General features: G+C 73.8%; 14 protein-coding genes. 5 read left to right on the forward strand and 9 right to left on the reverse strand.

Annotation, left to right across the window (positions count from 1 at the left end):
• Nucleotides 1–61: 61 nt before the first annotated feature.
• Together ACTWQH_RS21300 and ACTWQH_RS21305 are read right to left on the reverse strand one after the other, a co-directional pair.
• The gene (locus tag ACTWQH_RS21300; RefSeq protein ID WP_443288257.1) at nucleotides 62–1,513 is read right to left on the reverse strand and encodes a lysine N(6)-hydroxylase/L-ornithine N(5)-oxygenase family protein; all 1,452 of its coding nucleotides are present in this window, start codon (nucleotides 1,511–1,513) and stop codon (nucleotides 62–64) included.
• Complete coding sequence (locus ACTWQH_RS21305) at nucleotides 1,500–3,032, reverse strand: pyridoxal phosphate-dependent decarboxylase family protein (RefSeq protein ID WP_443288258.1); 1,533 nt, start codon at nucleotides 3,030–3,032, stop codon at nucleotides 1,500–1,502. The genes ACTWQH_RS21300 and ACTWQH_RS21305 overlap by 14 nt, the downstream gene beginning before the upstream one ends.
• Nucleotides 3,033–3,810: 778 nt before the next feature.
• Here ACTWQH_RS21305 and ACTWQH_RS21310 point away from each other — a divergent pair.
• Nucleotides 3,811–4,449, forward strand: coding sequence for a hypothetical protein (locus ACTWQH_RS21310; protein WP_443288259.1), 639 nt, complete (start codon nucleotides 3,811–3,813; stop codon nucleotides 4,447–4,449).
• A gap of 33 nt (nucleotides 4,450–4,482) precedes the next feature.
• Here the strand turns inward: ACTWQH_RS21310 and ACTWQH_RS21315 are convergent, their stop codons facing one another.
• The 4 genes from ACTWQH_RS21315 to ACTWQH_RS21330 form a co-directional block, all read right to left on the reverse strand.
• Entirely contained in the window at nucleotides 4,483–4,740 is a 258-nt protein-coding gene (locus ACTWQH_RS21315) for a hypothetical protein (RefSeq protein WP_443288260.1), read from the reverse strand.
• 32 nt (nucleotides 4,741–4,772) lie between these two features.
• Nucleotides 4,773–5,441, reverse strand: coding sequence for a dihydrofolate reductase family protein (locus ACTWQH_RS21320; protein WP_443288261.1), 669 nt, complete (start codon nucleotides 5,439–5,441; stop codon nucleotides 4,773–4,775).
• Between the two features lie 129 nt (nucleotides 5,442–5,570).
• Entirely contained in the window at nucleotides 5,571–8,090 is a 2,520-nt protein-coding gene (pepN, locus tag ACTWQH_RS21325; protein ID WP_443288262.1) for an aminopeptidase N, read from the reverse strand.
• Nucleotides 8,091–8,175: 85 nt separating this feature from the next.
• Nucleotides 8,176–8,529: a chorismate mutase gene (locus tag ACTWQH_RS21330; protein ID WP_443288263.1), complete on the reverse strand. Its 354-nt coding sequence runs from the start codon at nucleotides 8,527–8,529 to the stop codon at nucleotides 8,176–8,178.
• A gap of 22 nt (nucleotides 8,530–8,551) precedes the next feature.
• Between ACTWQH_RS21330 and ACTWQH_RS21335 the strand changes: the two genes are divergently transcribed.
• The 3 genes from ACTWQH_RS21335 to ACTWQH_RS21345 are packed head-to-tail and all read left to right on the forward strand — an operon-like array spanning nucleotide 8,552 to nucleotide 10,942.
• Nucleotides 8,552–8,938: a VOC family protein gene (locus ACTWQH_RS21335; RefSeq protein ID WP_443288264.1), complete on the forward strand. Its 387-nt coding sequence runs from the start codon at nucleotides 8,552–8,554 to the stop codon at nucleotides 8,936–8,938.
• Complete coding sequence (locus ACTWQH_RS21340; RefSeq protein ID WP_443288274.1) at nucleotides 8,934–9,809, forward strand: hypothetical protein; 876 nt, start codon at nucleotides 8,934–8,936, stop codon at nucleotides 9,807–9,809. Before ACTWQH_RS21335 ends, ACTWQH_RS21340 begins: the two co-directional genes overlap by 5 nt.
• A gap of 14 nt (nucleotides 9,810–9,823) precedes the next feature.
• On the forward strand, nucleotides 9,824–10,942 hold the full coding sequence (locus ACTWQH_RS21345) for a serpin family protein (RefSeq protein ID WP_443288265.1): 1,119 nt from the start codon (nucleotides 9,824–9,826) through the stop codon (nucleotides 10,940–10,942).
• Nucleotides 10,943–10,958: 16 nt separating this feature from the next.
• Here ACTWQH_RS21345 and ACTWQH_RS21350 read toward each other — a convergent pair whose 3' ends face one another.
• The 3 genes from ACTWQH_RS21350 to ACTWQH_RS21360 all read right to left on the reverse strand — a co-directional run bounded on the left by ACTWQH_RS21350 (nucleotide 10,959) and on the right by ACTWQH_RS21360 (nucleotide 14,189).
• Nucleotides 10,959–11,798 (reverse strand): carbohydrate ABC transporter permease, encoded by an 840-nt coding sequence (locus tag ACTWQH_RS21350; protein WP_443288266.1) that lies wholly within the window; start codon nucleotides 11,796–11,798, stop codon nucleotides 10,959–10,961.
• Nucleotides 11,795–12,778 carry a carbohydrate ABC transporter permease gene (locus ACTWQH_RS21355; RefSeq protein ID WP_443288275.1) on the reverse strand — a complete coding sequence of 328 codons (984 nt, stop codon included), beginning with the start codon at nucleotides 12,776–12,778 and terminating at the stop codon, nucleotides 11,795–11,797. Before ACTWQH_RS21355 ends, ACTWQH_RS21350 begins: the two co-directional genes overlap by 4 nt.
• A gap of 166 nt (nucleotides 12,779–12,944) precedes the next feature.
• Nucleotides 12,945–14,189 (reverse strand): extracellular solute-binding protein, encoded by a 1,245-nt coding sequence (locus ACTWQH_RS21360; protein WP_443288267.1) that lies wholly within the window; start codon nucleotides 14,187–14,189, stop codon nucleotides 12,945–12,947.
• Between the two features lie 241 nt (nucleotides 14,190–14,430).
• On the opposite strand from ACTWQH_RS21360, the gene ACTWQH_RS21365 reads away from it, so the two are divergent.
• The gene (locus ACTWQH_RS21365; RefSeq protein ID WP_443288268.1) at nucleotides 14,431–14,697 is read left to right on the forward strand and encodes a hypothetical protein; all 267 of its coding nucleotides are present in this window, start codon (nucleotides 14,431–14,433) and stop codon (nucleotides 14,695–14,697) included.
• Nucleotides 14,698–14,717: the final 20 nt, after the last annotated feature.

Below are 14,717 nucleotides of genomic sequence, written 5' to 3' on the forward strand. Positions count from 1 at the left end.
TATCCGAAAGTGACCACGAGAAGGCATCACTTTGAAATGGCATTGACAATTCTCAGAAAGCTCAGAATGAGCGGAATGCCGCTCCTTTGAGCTGCGCCGGCACGCGGGCGCCGGGCTCCGCGCCGGGCCGCCGCGCCGGGCGCAGGCCGAAGGTGGTGAACGCCGCGCGCTCGGGCAGCGGATAGCGCTCCTCGCCGGTGAGGGAGTTGAGGATCGTCGCGCTGCGGTGGGCGATGAGCCCCAGGTCGGGGGCGCCGACGCCGTGGGTGTGGCGCTCGGCGTTCAGGACGTGGACGGAGCCGGTGACCTCGGGGGCGAGTTCGAGGCGGTAGTGCGCGTCGATCTGGGGACGCCCGGCGGTGTCCCGGCGCATGACCGTGTCGAGGGAGGCGAGCAGCGGGTCCAGGGGGCGTTCGCGGTAGCCGGTTGCGAGGATCAGGGCGTCGGTGGTCAGGCGGGAGCGTTCGCCCTGCTCCGCGTGGTCCAGGTGGAGTTCGAGCTGGGTGGTGCCGATGCGGCCGGCGGTGCGGACGGTGACGCCGGGGGTGAGGACGGCGTCGGGCCAGCCGCCACCGAGGGTCCGCTGGTAGAGCTCGTCGTGGACGGCGGCGAGCGTGTCGTGGTCGATCGCCTTGTACAGCTGCCACTGGCGTTCCACGAGCTGGTCGCGGATCGGCTCGGGCAGGGCGTGGAAGTAGCGTGTGTAGTCGGGGGTGAAGTGCTCCAGGCCGAGCTTGCTGTATTCCATCGGGGCGAACGCCTGGGTGCGGGTGAGCCAGTGCAGGCGCTCCTTGCCGGGCGGGCGGCGGCGCAGCAGGTCCAGGAAGATCTCGGCGCCGGACTGGCCCGAGCCGATGATGGTGATGTGGCCGGCGGCGAGCAGGCGGTCGCGGTGCTGAAGGTAGTCGGCCGAGTGGAGGACGGGGGCGGTGGGGGCCTCGGCGAGAGGGCGGAGCTGCTCGGGGATGTGGGGGGCGGTGCCGATGCCGATGGCGAGGTGGCGGGCGTGGGCGCGGCCGACTCCCTCGCCGTCGCCGCTGTGGCTGAGGCGGGTGAAGTCGATGTCGAAGACGGCGTGTTCGGGGTTCCAGCGGACGGCGTCCACCTGGTGGCGGAAGTGGAGCCCGGGCAGGCGCTGGCTGACCCAGCGGCAGTAGGCGTCGTACTCGGCGCGCGGGGAGTGGATGCGCTCGGCGAAGTAGAAGGGGAACAGGCGCTGTTGGTGCCGGAGGTAGTTGAGGAAGCTGTAGGGGCTCGTCGGGTCGGCGAGGGTGACGAGGTCGGCGAGGAAGGGGACCTGGAGGGTGGTGCCCTCGATGAGGAGGCCGGGGTGCCAGTGGAAGGCGGGGCGGCGCTCGTAGAAGGCGGTGGTCAGGCCGGTGCCGGCGGTGAGGGGGTGGGCCAGGGCGGCGAGGGAGAGGTTGGCGGGGCCGATGCCGACGCCCGCGAGGTCCAGCGGGTGTTCGGGGGTGGTTCCGGGTGCGATGCCGGTCTCGGCGTCAGCGGCGGGCATGGCTGGGGTCCTTCTCGTGAGGATCGTGGGGGTGAGGATCGTGGGAGTCGAGGCGGTCGTCGTGCGGCCGGCTCTGGTCGAGCACGAGCTTGACGAGGGCGGCGAGGTCGCTCGGCTGGGCGTGAGGGTTGAGCAGGGTGGCCTTCAGCCACAGCGGCGGCCGGCCGCCGGGGTTGCCCGGGTCTCCGGCGCGGGCTCGGCCGAGGACGGCGCGGCCGTCGGCGAGCAGGCGGCGGCGTATCTCGGCGACGTGCTCGTCGGTGGCGCCGGCCGGGCGGAAGAGCACGGTGGAGATGGTGGGGCGGGCGTGGAGGCGCAGGCGCGGCTCGGCGGCGACGAGGTCGGCCAACTCCTCGGCGGCGGCGCAGGTCCGGTCGATGAGGGCGGCCATGCCCGCGCGGCCCAGGGCCCGGAGGGTGGCGGCGACCTTGAGGACGTCGGGGCGGCGGGTGGTGCGCAGGGAGCGGCCGAGCAGGTCGGGCAGCCCGGCCTCGGTGTCGTCCTCGGCGTTGAGGTAGTCGGCGCGGTGACCGAGGAGGCGGAGGGCGGCGGCGTCGGGGACGGTCAGCAGCCCGGCGGCCGCGGGCTGCCAGCCGAGCTTGTGCAGGTCGAGGGCGACGGTGTCGGCGCGGCCGAGGCCGGCGACCTTGTGACGGTGGGCGTCGGACAGCAGCAGCGGGCCGCCGTAGGAGGCGTCGACGTGGAACGCCGTGGGGCGGGCCGGGTCGGCGGCGAGGGCGTCGGCGAGGCGGTCGAGCGGGTCGATGGCGCCGGTGTCGGTGGTCCCGGCGGTGGCGACGACGAGGGCGGGCGTGGGCGGCTGGGCGGAGGCGGGGCAGCGCAGCGCGTCCAGCTCGTCGAGGGCGGAGCGGACGGTGGCCGGGTCGAGGACGCCGCGCGGGGTGGGCAGCACGGTGGGGGCGGGCAGGCCGAGCAGCCAGGCGGCGCGGTGCACGCTGTGGTGGGCGTTGGCGCCGCAGAGGAGGGCGAGGCGGGGGCCGAGGCGTTCGCGTGCGAGGAGCGCGCCGAGCAGGTTGGACTCGGTGCCGCCGGTGGTCACCAGGGCGTCGGGCGCGGGGGCGTGGGGGTGGACGAGGGCGGCGAGTTCGACGGCGACCTGGGCCTCAAGGGCGGAGGCGGCGGGGGCCTGGTCCCAGGAGTCCATCGAGGGGTTCAGGGCGCTGGCGGCGAGGTCGGCGGCGGCGGAGACGGCCAGCGGCGGGCAGTGGAGGTGGGCGGCGCAGTGCGGGTCGGCGGGGTCGGCGGCGCCCTCGGCCAGGGCGGTGACCTGCTCGCGCAGCGCCGCCTCGGCGCCTATGCCGCGCTCGGGCAGGGCCGGGGCGAGCCGGGCCACGGCGCGGGCGACGGCTTCGGGCCCGCCGGGCGGCAGCGGGCCGCCCCGGGCGGCCGAGCCGTCGGCGAGGGCGGTGAGCACGGTGTCGAGCAGGGGCCGCAGGGCGCGCGTGCCCGCGACGCCGCCCGCGAGGAGGGCGGGTTCGTGGGGGGCGGGCGCGGGCATGACTGCCTTCCTGGTGTTCTGGTGGTGTTCCGGTGCTGTTCTGGGGTGCCGGCGATCGCGAGGGCGTGACGGCCCGGCGACGGCCGGTGGTGGCTGGAATCGCCGTCAAGTTACGCCGAGTGCTCGGATGTTGACAGGGAGACGGTTCGCGTTCGCCCGAACGAGGGAATCAGTGGGGACCGCCGGCCCTCGGTGTGGTAAAGGAGGCCGACCGGGCCCGGTGCCGCTCTCGGGCGGTGAGGAGTTCCTCCGGGTGCTCGATGGCCCAGGCGCAGGCCGCGGCCGAGCGGCGTCGGGGGCGTACTCGACGTGCGGGACGGCGCCGGGGCGGACGGTGCGGCCGATCAGGCCGTCACGCTCCAGGGACCGCGGGGACCGGGCCAGCGCCTTCGGCGTGACGCGGCGCGGGCACGAGGTGACGGCGGTGGTGCGCGATCCGGCGCGGTACGCCGCCGGCGCGGCCACGACGGGTGCGGGTGGTCGCGGCCGACGTGACCCGCGCTGGCCGAGGTGGCCGGGATGGTCGCGGGGAGCGGGGCGGTGATCGGGGCGGCGGCCGGACCGGCGCCTACCGCGTCGTTTGGCGCACGGTGACGCGGCCGACCGCGTCTCCTACGCCGACTGCGCTGTCGCCCTGTTGGATGAAATCGATACGCCGTCACATCGCCGGATTCATCCAGCCGTGGCGGGCTGACCTCCCCACTCGTGCCCCGCCGCCCCTGCGAGAGCCCTCGATCGTGGCGGGCAACGCCCGCGCGCGGGCGTACGGTTGCCCCCCATGGGCCCGACCGAGCATGGCAACCCTCAGCAGAGTCCGAGAGCGCGAGCCGACCAACTCGCCGCCGCCCTGGTGATGCTGGGGCACACGCCCCGGCGTTACGCCGATCCCGAGGAGGACCGCCGCGCGCAGCAGGCGACGCTGCTCGCGGCCGCGGCGCTGCCGTACGTGGACAGCGCGGCCGACCCGGCGGAGTGCGGCCAGCCGCCGGTCTTCGCGGAGGCGGTGCAGACGGTGCACGGCCGGCCGGCGGATCCGCACCAGCCGGTGCACGACCACCTCATCACGCACCTGGGCGTCGCGGCGCAGTACCTGCACGCGCTCTTCGGCCGTATCCCGGGGCAGGAGCGGCCGGAGACGCTGCGGGCGCTGTTCTCCTTCAGCCTGGCGATGCTGGGCGGGGCGGCCGGGGTGCACGACCGGGTGCGCTCGGCCCACATGGGCGTGACGCGGGACAGGGAGGGCAAGCGGGTGGAGTCGGTCTCCTACGTCTTCGACGCGACCGACCTGACCCGGCTGGCCCGTCACGTGGCGGAGACGGCACAGGAGTTCATCGCCCACCTGGACCGTGTCGCGCCGGCGCGCGCGCCGGAACGCCCCCGCCCGCCGGGGCCGCGCGGGGCGGCGGACGGCGCGTGACCGCTCGTCCGCTCGCGGTCTCGTCAGTCCCGGTCAGTCGTCGTCGCAGTCGTCGCCGGATCCGCCCACCGAGCCCCGGTACCCGCCTCCGCCGCGTCCCCCGCTGGACCGCTCGGGGGCGGCGACCTGCTCGAAGGCGGCTTCCCCGGTGCCGCTCTGATCCGCTGAGGACACGCTGGAGACGGCGTCCTGTGGCGCGGGAGCGGAGTCGCAGTCACGGCCGCCGTTGCAGGCGACCAGTAACGGAGCGGTGACGGCGAGGGCGGCCGCGGCGATGATCACATTCTTCACGGGGGCCACGCTACCGAATCCGGCGGGAGCTGCTAGCCGGTGGGGCCCTCACCCCTGATCTCGCGCATTTTCTCCTCGTAGTCGTCCAGTGCGAACGAGCCGTACCCGGGCTTGCCCGCCCGGTCGTACACGCAGTACACCGCTCCCGTCCCCGTCCGCTCGGTGCGGGTCAGCCGCAGCGCGGCCGGGACCGTTCCCTCGGCGAAGAGACGCTTGCCGGTGCCGAGGACGACGGGCTCGACGAGGAGGCGGTAGGTGTCGACCAGGTCGTGCCGCTGGAGCGTGGTGATGAGGTCGGCGCTGCCCTGGGTGGCGATCACGCCGTCCGTGGTCCGCTTCAGCTCGGCCACGGCCTCGGCGACGTCGCCCTGGAGCAGGTGGGAGTTGTGCCACTCGACCTTGTCGAGGGTCCGCGAGGCCACGTACTTCGGCATGGCGTTGAGCTTGACGGCGACCGGGTCGTTCTCGTCCGTCACCTGGGGCCAGTGCGCGGCGAAGATCTCGTAGGTCTTGCGGCCCAGCAGCAGGGCGTCGAACGTGCCGAACTGCTCGTCCATGATCTCGCCCATGCTCTGGTCGAAGTACGGCACCGACCAGCCGCCGTGCTCGAAGCCGCCCTCGCGGTCCTCCTCCGGGCCGCCGGGGGCCTGCATGATGCCGTCCAGTGTCAGGAACGCCGATACCACCAGCGTGGCTGCCATTGATCTTCATCTCCCTACGGGTCGTGAACGGTGTGTCCACCCCTTACGACCAGGCAGGGGAGGAAAACTCATCGGCTCCGCTCCCCCGTCCGGGGAAGCCGGGGAAGCGGAGCCGGGGGCCCGGCGCCGTCAGGCCTCGCCCCGCACGTGCAGCGCGCGCCGCAGGTCGTCGACCTGGTCGGCCAGGCCGCGGCGGAAGGCGGGCGTCAGGGTCTCGTCGGCCAGGCACTCCTCCCCCAGTCGCAGCGTCGCGGTGTCCGTGAACGGCGCCGGGAAGCCGGTCCGGGTGGCCGCCATGGCCAGGGCGTGGCCGCGGCGGGCCGCCATGGCGCGCGCGTCGGGGAAGTACCGGGCTGGGTAGGGGGCCAGCAGCTCGCGCTGCTCGGCGTGCCAGAAGCCCTGCGCGGTGGCGGTGAAGAGGTAGTTCGACAGGCGGTCGGCCGGGTCGAACATCGCCTCCCACGCCGCGGCCTTGGCGGCGGCGTCCGGCAGCGCGGCGCGGCAGCGCACGGCGCCCTCCTCCCCCGTCGCGCTGGGGTCGCGCTCCGCCTCGGCCGCGATCTCCGCCTCGCTCGCGGCGCCGAGGACGGCCAGGCGGTGGAGCAGCCGCCAGCGCAGCTCGGGGTCGAGGACCGGGCCGCCGGGGACCGTGCCCGCCTCCCACCAGGCGCGGATCTCGCCGGGCTCGGTGGCGGCGTCGATCACGGCGCGGGCCGCCACCAGGCGGCGGTCGGCGTCGCCGTGGCCGGCCGCCAGCAGCTCGCGGGCCAGCGCGGTGAGGGTGCCCAGCGCCTCGGTGCGCCGGTCCGGGCCGAGGTACCGGTCGGCGATCTGGTGGCGGGCGAAGCCGAGGACGCCCTGGACGATGGCGTTGACGGGCTCGCGCGGCAGGTTGGCGGCGGCGGCCGCGAGGTAGTCCCCGGGCGGGAGCTCGCCGTCGCGCACCATGTCGCGGGCGGCGTTCCACACCACGCAGCGCGTCAGCGGGTCGGGCAGCGAGGACAGGGCCCGCTGGGCTGCGGCCCAGGAGCCGGGGTCGAGGCGGACCTTGGCGTACGTCAGGTCGCCCTCGTTGACGACGAGCAGCGCGGGCCGGGTGCCCGGGGAGCGGAGCGTGAACTGACCGTCCTCGCTCCCCAGCTCGATCTCGCGGGCGGCGTCCTGGCGGGCGGCGAGGCCGCCGGCGTCGCCGGGGGCGGCGTCGTACGCGCCCAGGCGCAGCCGGTGGGGGCGGTTGCCGGTGTGCGTGAGGTCGAGCCGCCAGCCGGTCTCGTCGTGGTCGACGGCCGGGGCGAGGGTGTCGGGCCCGGAGGTGCGCAGCCAGGCGTCGGCCCAGGCGTGGACGTCGCGGCCGGAGGCGCGGGCCATGGCGTCGATGAAGTCGGCGAGGGTGGCGTTGGCGAAGCGGTGGCGGGCGAAGTGGTCGTTGATGCCCGCGAGGAACGCCGGCTCGCCGAGCCAGGTGACGAGCTGCCGCAGCGCGGAGGCGCCCTTGGCGTAGGAGATGCCGTCGAAGTTGAGCCAGGCCGAGGCGGTGTCGGGGACGTTCTCGGCGAGCGGGGCGACGGGGTGGGTGGAGGGCCGCTGGTCGGCGTCGTACCCCCAGGGCTTGCGGACGGTCGAGAACTCGATCCAGGGGTGGAAGGCGGTGGCGTCGGTGAGGACCTGGTAGCCCATGAACTCGGCGAAGGACTCGTTCAGCCACACGTCGTCCCACCAGCGCAGGGTCACCAGGTCGCCGAACCACATGTGGGCCATCTCGTGGGCGATGACGGTGCCGCGCAGCTCCCGCTCGGTGTCGGTGACGGCGGAGCGGTGGATGTACTCCTCGCGGAAGGTGACCAGACCGGGGTTCTCCATGGCGCCGTAGTTGAACTCCGGGACGAACGCCTGGTCGTAGGAGTCGAACGGGTAGGGCTCGGCGAAGATCTCGTGGTAGCGGTCGAAGCAGCGGCGGGTGATGTCGAAGATCTCGTCGGCGTCCTTGTCCAGGTGCTCGGCGAGGGAACGCCGCACGTGCAGGCCGAAGGGCAGCCCGGCGTGCTCGGTGCGCACCGAGTGGTAGGGCCCGGCGGCGACCGCGAGCAGGTAGGTGCTGATGGGCGGCGTGGTGGCGCAGCGCCACCGGCCCGGCTCGCCGGAGACCGGGGTGGCGACGCCGTTGCCGAGGACGGTCCACCCCTCGGGGGCGGTGACGGCGAGGTCGAAGACGGCCTTGAGGTCGGGCTGGTCGAAGGCGGCGAAGACCTTGGGGCCGTCGGTCATGCAGCACATGCTGTACAGGTAGACGAGGCCGTCGGCGGGGTCGGTGAAGCGGTGGAGACCCTCGCTGGTGCGGGAGAAGCGCATGTCGGCCTCGACGCGCAGCTCGTGCTCGCCCGCGGCGAGGCCCGCCAGCGGCAGCCGGGCGTCGGCGAGGGCGGCGGGGTCGAGCTCCCGCCCGTCGAGCACGGCGCGGCGCAGGGTGGCCGGGTCCACTTCCACGAAGGTGTCGCCGGGCTCGCGCGCCGTGAAACGAACGGTGGTCGTGGAGCCGAACGTCTCCGCCCCCTCCTCGCCGGCCCCGGTGAAGTCCAGGTCGACGGCGTAGTGCTGGACGGAGAGCAGGCGTACGCGGGCTTCGGCTTCGTCGCGTGTGAGTGTGGCCATGGGGGACATGCTGCCCGAGGCCACGCGCGGACGCCGCCGAATTGTCCACCCGGGGGTCCGGGGGCCGGGGGCCGAGGGCCCGGGGTCAGCCGGGAGCGAGGCCGGGGGCGTTGCCCGCGATGGTCTCGTGGTGGCGGATGACCTCCGCGATGATGAAGTTCAGCAGCTTCTCGGCGAACGCCGGGTCGAGCCTGGCGGCCTCCGCGAGCTGCCGCAGCCGGGCGATCTGGCGGGCCTCACGGGCCGGGTCGGCGGCCGGGAGGTGGTGGACGGCCTTGAGGCGGCCGACGCGCTGGGTGCATTTGAAGCGCTCGGCGAGCATGTGGACGAGGGCGGCGTCGATGTTGTCGATGCTCTCGCGCAACGCGAGCAGCTCGGCACGCACGTCGTCGTCGAGTCCGTCCTGGGCGTCGATGCCGGTTCCGGTGCCGCTGTTCATGCACCCACTTTATGCTGCGGGAATGATCGCGAGTTTGCAGTGCGTGGTGATCGACTGCCCGGATCCGGCCGCGCTGGCGGGCTTCTACCGGGAGATCATGGGCGGGGAGCTGGACGCGAGCGAACCGCCCTGGGTGACGCTGACGTCACCTGGCGGGCAGGTGTTCGCCTTCCAGAAGGCGGACGAGTACACGCCGCCGCGCTGGCCGGACCCGGCGTACCCGCAGCAGTTCCACCTGGACTTCGACGTGCCGGCGCTCGACAACATGGCCGAGGCGCAGGCACGGGTGGAGGCGCTGGGCGCGGTCTTCCTGCACGACAGCGGCGGGAAGGAGCAGGGCTTCAGGGTCTTCGCCGACCCCGCCGGACACCCGTTCTGCCTGTGCTACGGGCAGATGGGCCCGAATTGACGTGGCCGCGTTTCCGCATCTGCCGGTGGTGCGGGCCGGCCTGACGGCGCTCTACCGGGGGCTGGGCGCCGAGGCGGTGCGCGGCTTCGCGACGAGCGTGCTGCCGGTCGAGGTGGCGTTCGACGACGAGGAGGACCTGGCGGCGGGGGTGCGGCGGATCACGCTGGTGATGGCGGAGCACCTGCGGCTGCCACGGGCGCCGGTGTCGGTGCGGTTCCGGCGGATGCCGGAGGCGGCGTGGGTGGAGCTGACGCAGGGCCCGGGGTACGCCGTGGAGCTGCACGAGCGGTTCGCGGGGCAGCGGCGGGACATCGGGGCGGTGCTGGCGCACGAGGTGACGCACGTCCTCCTGCACCGGGCCGGGCTGGGCTTCTCGGGCACCGAGGAGAACGAGATCCTCACGGACACGACGGCGACCTACCTGGGCGCGGGCTGGCTGCTGCTGGACGCCTACCGGCGGGACGCGCTCTCCTCGCAGCGCCTCGGCTATCTCACGCCGCAGGAGTACGGGTACGTGCTGGCGAAGCGGGCGGCGGCGTTCGGGGAGGACCCGCGGGTGTGGTTCACCAGCCCGCAGGCGTACGAGGCGTACGGGGTGGGGCGCGAGCTGGCGGAGCGGGACGCGGCCAGGCCGCCGCTGGCCGGGGCGGGGGCGGCCGGGCGGGGGGCGTACGCCGCGCGGCGGGCGCTGGCGTTGCGCGGGCTGGGAACCGGAACGCGTGCTGGTGAGTCGTACGCCTTCGAGGCGGGCGATCCGCCTCGGGTGGCGTTCGCCTGCCCGGTGTGCTGCCAGCGGCTGCGGCTGCCGGTGCGCGGCCCGATGCGGGCCCGGTGCGGGGTGTGCGGGACGGTGCTCGACTGCGACACATGATGAGGGGCGCTCGGATGGTGGCTGAGACGGCGCTGGTGGGGCACGGGGCGGCGGTGCGCGGGCTGGCGGAGCGGTGGCTGGAGGTGGTCGCCGAAGGGGAGAAGGACTTCGCGTGCTCACCGGCGGGGCTGTGGCTGGCGATGGCGGCCGTGGCGGCGGGCGCGGACGGCGAGACGGCGGCGGAGCTGCGGGGCGTGCTGGGCGTCGCGGGCGAGGAGGCGGCCGGGGCGGCCACCGCCGTGGCGCGCGAGCTGGGGCGCACCGACGCGCTGGCCGTGGCCACCGGGGTGTGGGGGCGGGTGCCGGTGTACCGGGCGTTCCGCGAGTCGCTGCCGGACATCGGCTTCGGGCAGCTCGACCCGGAGGCGGGGGTCGAGGCGATCGACGCGTGGGTGCGCGAGGCGACGGACGGGCTGATCGAGCGGCTGCCGCTGACGCTCGCCCCGGACACGCTGCTGCTGCTGGTGAACGCCCTGCTGCTGAAGGCGCGTTGGGAGACGCCGTTCGAGGGCGGGCTCACCAGCGACCGGCCGTTCACGGACGCTGCGGGCGTGCGGCACCAGGTGGCGACGATGCACCGGACGGTGCGGCCGGCCGACGCCTGGCGGGTGGCGGGCGAGGTGAGCGTGGTGGAGCTGCGCTGCCGGGCCGGGGACGGGGCCGGGGAGGGCGGGCTGCCGGCGGTGGTGCGCTTCGTGCTGGGGCCGGTGGGCGCGCCGCCCGCGCGGGTGCTGGCGGCGGCGTGGGCGGGGCCCGGGGAGCGGGCCGGGTTCGAGGCGGACCTGGTGAGCGTGGCGCTGCCGCGGCTGGCGCTGCGGTCGAAGCTGAACGTGCTGCCGCACCTGGCGCGGCTCGGGATGCGGGCCGCGGCCTCGCGGGCGGCGGACTTCTCGCGGCTGTCGCCGGAGCCGCTGCTCATCAGCCAGGTGGTGCAGGAGTGCGTGCTGAAGGTGGCGGAGCAGGGCGTGGAGGCGGCGGCGGTCACGGCGATCGCGATGCGGGCGGGGTCGGCGGTCCGGCCGCGCATCCACCCCGTGGCGTTCGACCGGCCCTTCGGGGTGGTCGTGCTGGACGGCGGCGGGACCGTGCCGCTGTTCACGGCGTGGCAGGCATCCGCGCCGCAGGGGGAATAGCCTTCCCGCGCCCGCGCTAGCGGATCGCTCCGGCGGCGAGGCCGCCCGCCAGGCGGCGCTGGACGATGACGAAGAAGATCAGCACCGGCAGGGTGATGAGGGTGGAGCCCGCCATGACGGCGCCCCACTCGGTCTCGTACTGGCCGAAGAAGCGGTGGAGGCCGACGGCGGCGGTGTACTTTTCGTCGTCCTGGAGGAAGGTGACGGCGAAGACGAACTCGTTCCAGGCGACGATGAACGCGAAGACGCTGGTGGCGACGAGGCCGGGCGCGACCAGCGGCAGCAGCACGGAGACGAACATCCGCCACCAGCCGCAGCCGTCGAGGTACGCCGCCTCCTCGACCTCCTTCGGCACCGCGGCGACGAAGCCGCGCAGCGTCCAGACGGCGAAGGGGAGGGAGAACGCCAGGTAGACGATGGTGAGGCCGAGCAGGCTGTTGAGCAGCTCGAGGTCGCGCATCTGGAGGAAGAGGGGGATGACCAGCGCCTCCAGCGGCACCATCTGCACGACGAGGATCATCACCAGCACGGTGGTGCGCATCCGGAAGGCGAAGCGGGCGACGGCGACGGCGGCGAAGAGCGCGAGCAGGCCGGAGAGCAGCACGGTGCCGACGCCCACCAGCGCGGAGTTGAGGAGGTAGCCGCCGAACTCGCCGGTGTCGAGGACGTACCGGAAGTGGTCGAGGGTGAGGCCGGAGGGCCACACCGCCGAGCCCCGGTGGTCGGCGCCGGGGTCGAAGGCGGAGCTGACCATCCAGTAGACGGGGAAGAGGGTGAAGAGCAGCAGCGCGGCGACGGCCGAGACCAGGCCGATGCGGCCCGCGAGGCTGGTGCGGCGGGTCACGGTGCGGGTCACAGGTCGTCCCTCTCCTTGAACAGGGCCCTCACGTAGACCACGGTGATGGCCAGCAGCAGGAGCGTGAGCAGGACGGCGATGGCCGCACCCATGCCGTACTCGTTCCTGCTGAAGGACTGGATGTAGGACCAGACGCCGAGGTTGAGCACGTCGGGGTTGGAGCCCGCTCCGCCCGGCATCAGGTAGAGCTGGGTGAAGACCTTGAAGTCCCAGATGGTGGACAGGATGGTCACGACCATGAAGACCGGCCGGATGGTGGGGACGGTGATCCTCCAGAAGCGCTGCCAGGCGTTGGCGCCGTCGACGATGGCCGCCTCCGGCAGCTCCCTGGGGATCGTCAGGAGCCCGGCGAAGACCGTGATGGCCACGAACGGGAAGCCGTGGTGGACGACGTTGAGGGTCGCGATGGCGTAGAAGGACCAGCGGTCGGCGAACCAGTTGGTCTCGCGCGGCTCGATCAGGCCGAGGCCGTCGAGGCCCCCGCTGACGACGCCGTCGAGCGGGTCGAAGATCCAGATCCACACGTAGGTGCCGGTCACGGCGGGCATGGCCCAGGCCGTCATGATCGCGGTGGAGCAGATGACGCGCCAGACGCGGCCCAGGCGCTGCAGGAGCAGGGCGACGAGGGTGCCGACGACGACGGTGAGGGCGACGCAGGTGAAGGCGAAGAGCACCGTGTTCGGCAGGACCGTGTCCCACAGGAACGAGTCGGTGAGGATCTCCCGGTAGTTGTCCACGCCGTTGTAGTTGGACTCGCCGGTGTTGATCTCGCGCAGGCCGTAGTCCTGGAAGGAGAGCATCCCGACGCGGATCAGCGGCCACAGCAGCAGCACCGCGAGGACGGCGAGGGCGGGGGCGAGCAGCAGCCAGGGGCGGAGGGCCCGCCGGGCCCGGGCGGCCCGGCGGCGCCACCCGGGCCGGGCCGCGTCTCCCCCGCCGAGCCCCTTCTCGACGCGGCGGGGCTCCACGCCCGTCGCCACCGGTCGCCCGGCCTCGGTGGGCGACCCGGACAAGGCACCGCCCAACGGCTGGCCGACGGACGACCCGGGCGGCGACGAGGCGGCCGCTGACGCCCCGGCGCCGGGCGCCGGGGCGGGTTCCTGGCCGCCCCGCCGCTCGCCGTCGTCGTCCGTCGTCGCGTGAGGGTCAGCTGCTGCCAAAGGTCTCGTCCATTGCTGCCGCGGCGTCGTCGGCGGCGTCCTGGACGGACTTCTCGCCGGAGAGGATGGCCTGGAGCATCTGCGGGATGATCTGCTCGCCCTGGATCGCCCCGTACGTGTCGGTGACCGGGACGCTCGCGCCCGCCTCGCCCATCTGGACGGCGAAGGGGGTGACGAGCGGGTCGTCCTGCTGCTGTACCGCCTCGAGCTCGGACTGCTGGCCGGGGAAGTAGCCGGACTCGTCGGCCCACTGACGGGCGAAGGACCCCGTGCTCATCATCCTGATGAGCTGCCAGGCGAGGTCGGGCTGGTCGCTGTTGAAGTCGCCCAGCAGCGAGCCGCCGACGAAGGAGGGACTGTAGCCCTCCTCCTGGCCGGGGATGGGCACGACGCCGAGCTTGTCCTCCCAGGCGGGGTCGGCGTCCAGCAGGGTGGCGACCGACCAGTTGCCGTTGATGATCATCGCCGCCTCGCCGTTCTGGAAGCTCTCCAGCTGGTCGGTCTCCAGCCAGGTGTCGGCGGCGGCGACCGACAGGTCGTCCTCGGTGGCCAGCGAGGTGTAGAACTCGATGCCCTCCACCGCCGCCGGCTCGTTGATGGTGGCCTGCCACTCCCCGTCGGCGTTCTGCTCGGCGATCTCGCCGCCCGCGCCCCAGATGAAGGGGTCGACGCAGTACTCGCAGCCGCCGGCCACGGGGAACGGGATCATGTCCGGCTCCAGCTCCTTCAGCTGGACCGCGACCTCGCGCAGCTCCTCCCAGGTGGTGGGCGGCTCGAGGTCGTGCTCGGCGAAGATGTCGGCGCGGTACATCAGCGAGCGGGTGCCGGCGTACCAGGGCATGCCGTACATGGCGCCGTCGAGGGTGCCGGCCTCCTCGAGGGCCGGGACGAGGTCGTCGCCCAGGCCGTCGGCCTCGATGTTCTCGCTCAGGTCTGCCAGGGCCCCGGCCGCGCCGAACTCCGCCGCCCAGGTGCTGCCGATCTCGGCGACGTCGGGCAGTTCGTTGCCCGCCATGGCCCTGGTGATCCGGTCGTGTGCCTCGGACCACTGGATGAACTCGATGTTCAGGGTGGCGCCGGTCCGGTCGCGGAACGCCGCCTTGAGGTCGTCGAAGAACGGCTCGGCGCTGGGGTTGGTGCCCTCCATGATCCACACGTCGAGGCTCTCGGCGTCGTCGCCGCTGCCGCCGTCGCCGCAGGCGGTCAGCAGGCCGAGGCCGAGGGAGAGCACGGCGGCGCCGGCGATGGCGCGGCGCGTCCTGGTGCGGGGGGATCTACCCCCGGGAGCTGTCGGCATGGCCGGTCCCCTCCTGAACTCGTTTTTTCCTCGGGTGAGTTCTGGTCTAGAGCAATGAGCTGGATTGACCGTTGATTCTGGCAGCGGGGCCCGTAGCGGAACCAGGGCGCGCGACATCACGGAACGGCACCGTTTGTGGTCTGGACCACTGCCCGACCTGTTTCCGGTGGGCGGCATGCCGCTGCTGGGCACCCTGGAGGGCCGGACCGTCACGGTGGCCGTGGGGTACGGGTCCTGCGACGCGGACTACGGCACCTGGGTGCGCGAGACGGCGGACCTGGTGGTCATCGGCACCTGGTCGGTGCCGGACCCGCGGCCGGACGGGCCCTGCCCGGAGCTGATGCGGTACGCGGACGTCGCGGTGCACCTGGAGCGGGAGCTGGGCGACCGGACCGTGGTGGACGCGGCCACCGCGCGGGAGGTGCGGATCGTCAGGTCATGAGGCGCGGCGGCCAAACCCCC

This window comes from Streptomyces sp. 6N223 (genome assembly GCF_052246635.1).
Lineage (GTDB): Bacteria > Actinomycetota > Actinomycetes > Streptomycetales > Streptomycetaceae > Streptomyces.

Excerpts from the sequence above, each read along its gene's own strand:
- ACTWQH_RS21300 (WP_443288257.1), bottom strand. The coding sequence starts at position 1,513 with ATGCCCGCCGCTGACGCCGAGACCGGCATCGCACCCGGAACCACCCCC.
- ACTWQH_RS21305 (WP_443288258.1), bottom strand. The coding sequence starts at position 3,032 with ATGCCCGCGCCCGCCCCCCACGAACCCGCCCTCCTCGCGGGCGGCGTC.
- ACTWQH_RS21310 (WP_443288259.1), top strand. The coding sequence starts at position 3,811 with ATGGGCCCGACCGAGCATGGCAACCCTCAGCAGAGTCCGAGAGCGCGA.
- ACTWQH_RS21320 (WP_443288261.1), bottom strand. The coding sequence starts at position 5,441 with ATGGCAGCCACGCTGGTGGTATCGGCGTTCCTGACACTGGACGGCATC.
- pepN (WP_443288262.1), bottom strand. The coding sequence starts at position 8,090 with ATGGCCACACTCACACGCGACGAAGCCGAAGCCCGCGTACGCCTGCTC.
- ACTWQH_RS21330 (WP_443288263.1), bottom strand. The coding sequence starts at position 8,529 with ATGAACAGCGGCACCGGAACCGGCATCGACGCCCAGGACGGACTCGAC.
- ACTWQH_RS21335 (WP_443288264.1), top strand. The coding sequence starts at position 8,552 with ATGATCGCGAGTTTGCAGTGCGTGGTGATCGACTGCCCGGATCCGGCC.
- ACTWQH_RS21345 (WP_443288265.1), top strand. The coding sequence starts at position 9,824 with ATGGTGGCTGAGACGGCGCTGGTGGGGCACGGGGCGGCGGTGCGCGGG.
- ACTWQH_RS21365 (WP_443288268.1), top strand. The coding sequence starts at position 14,431 with ATGCCGCTGCTGGGCACCCTGGAGGGCCGGACCGTCACGGTGGCCGTG.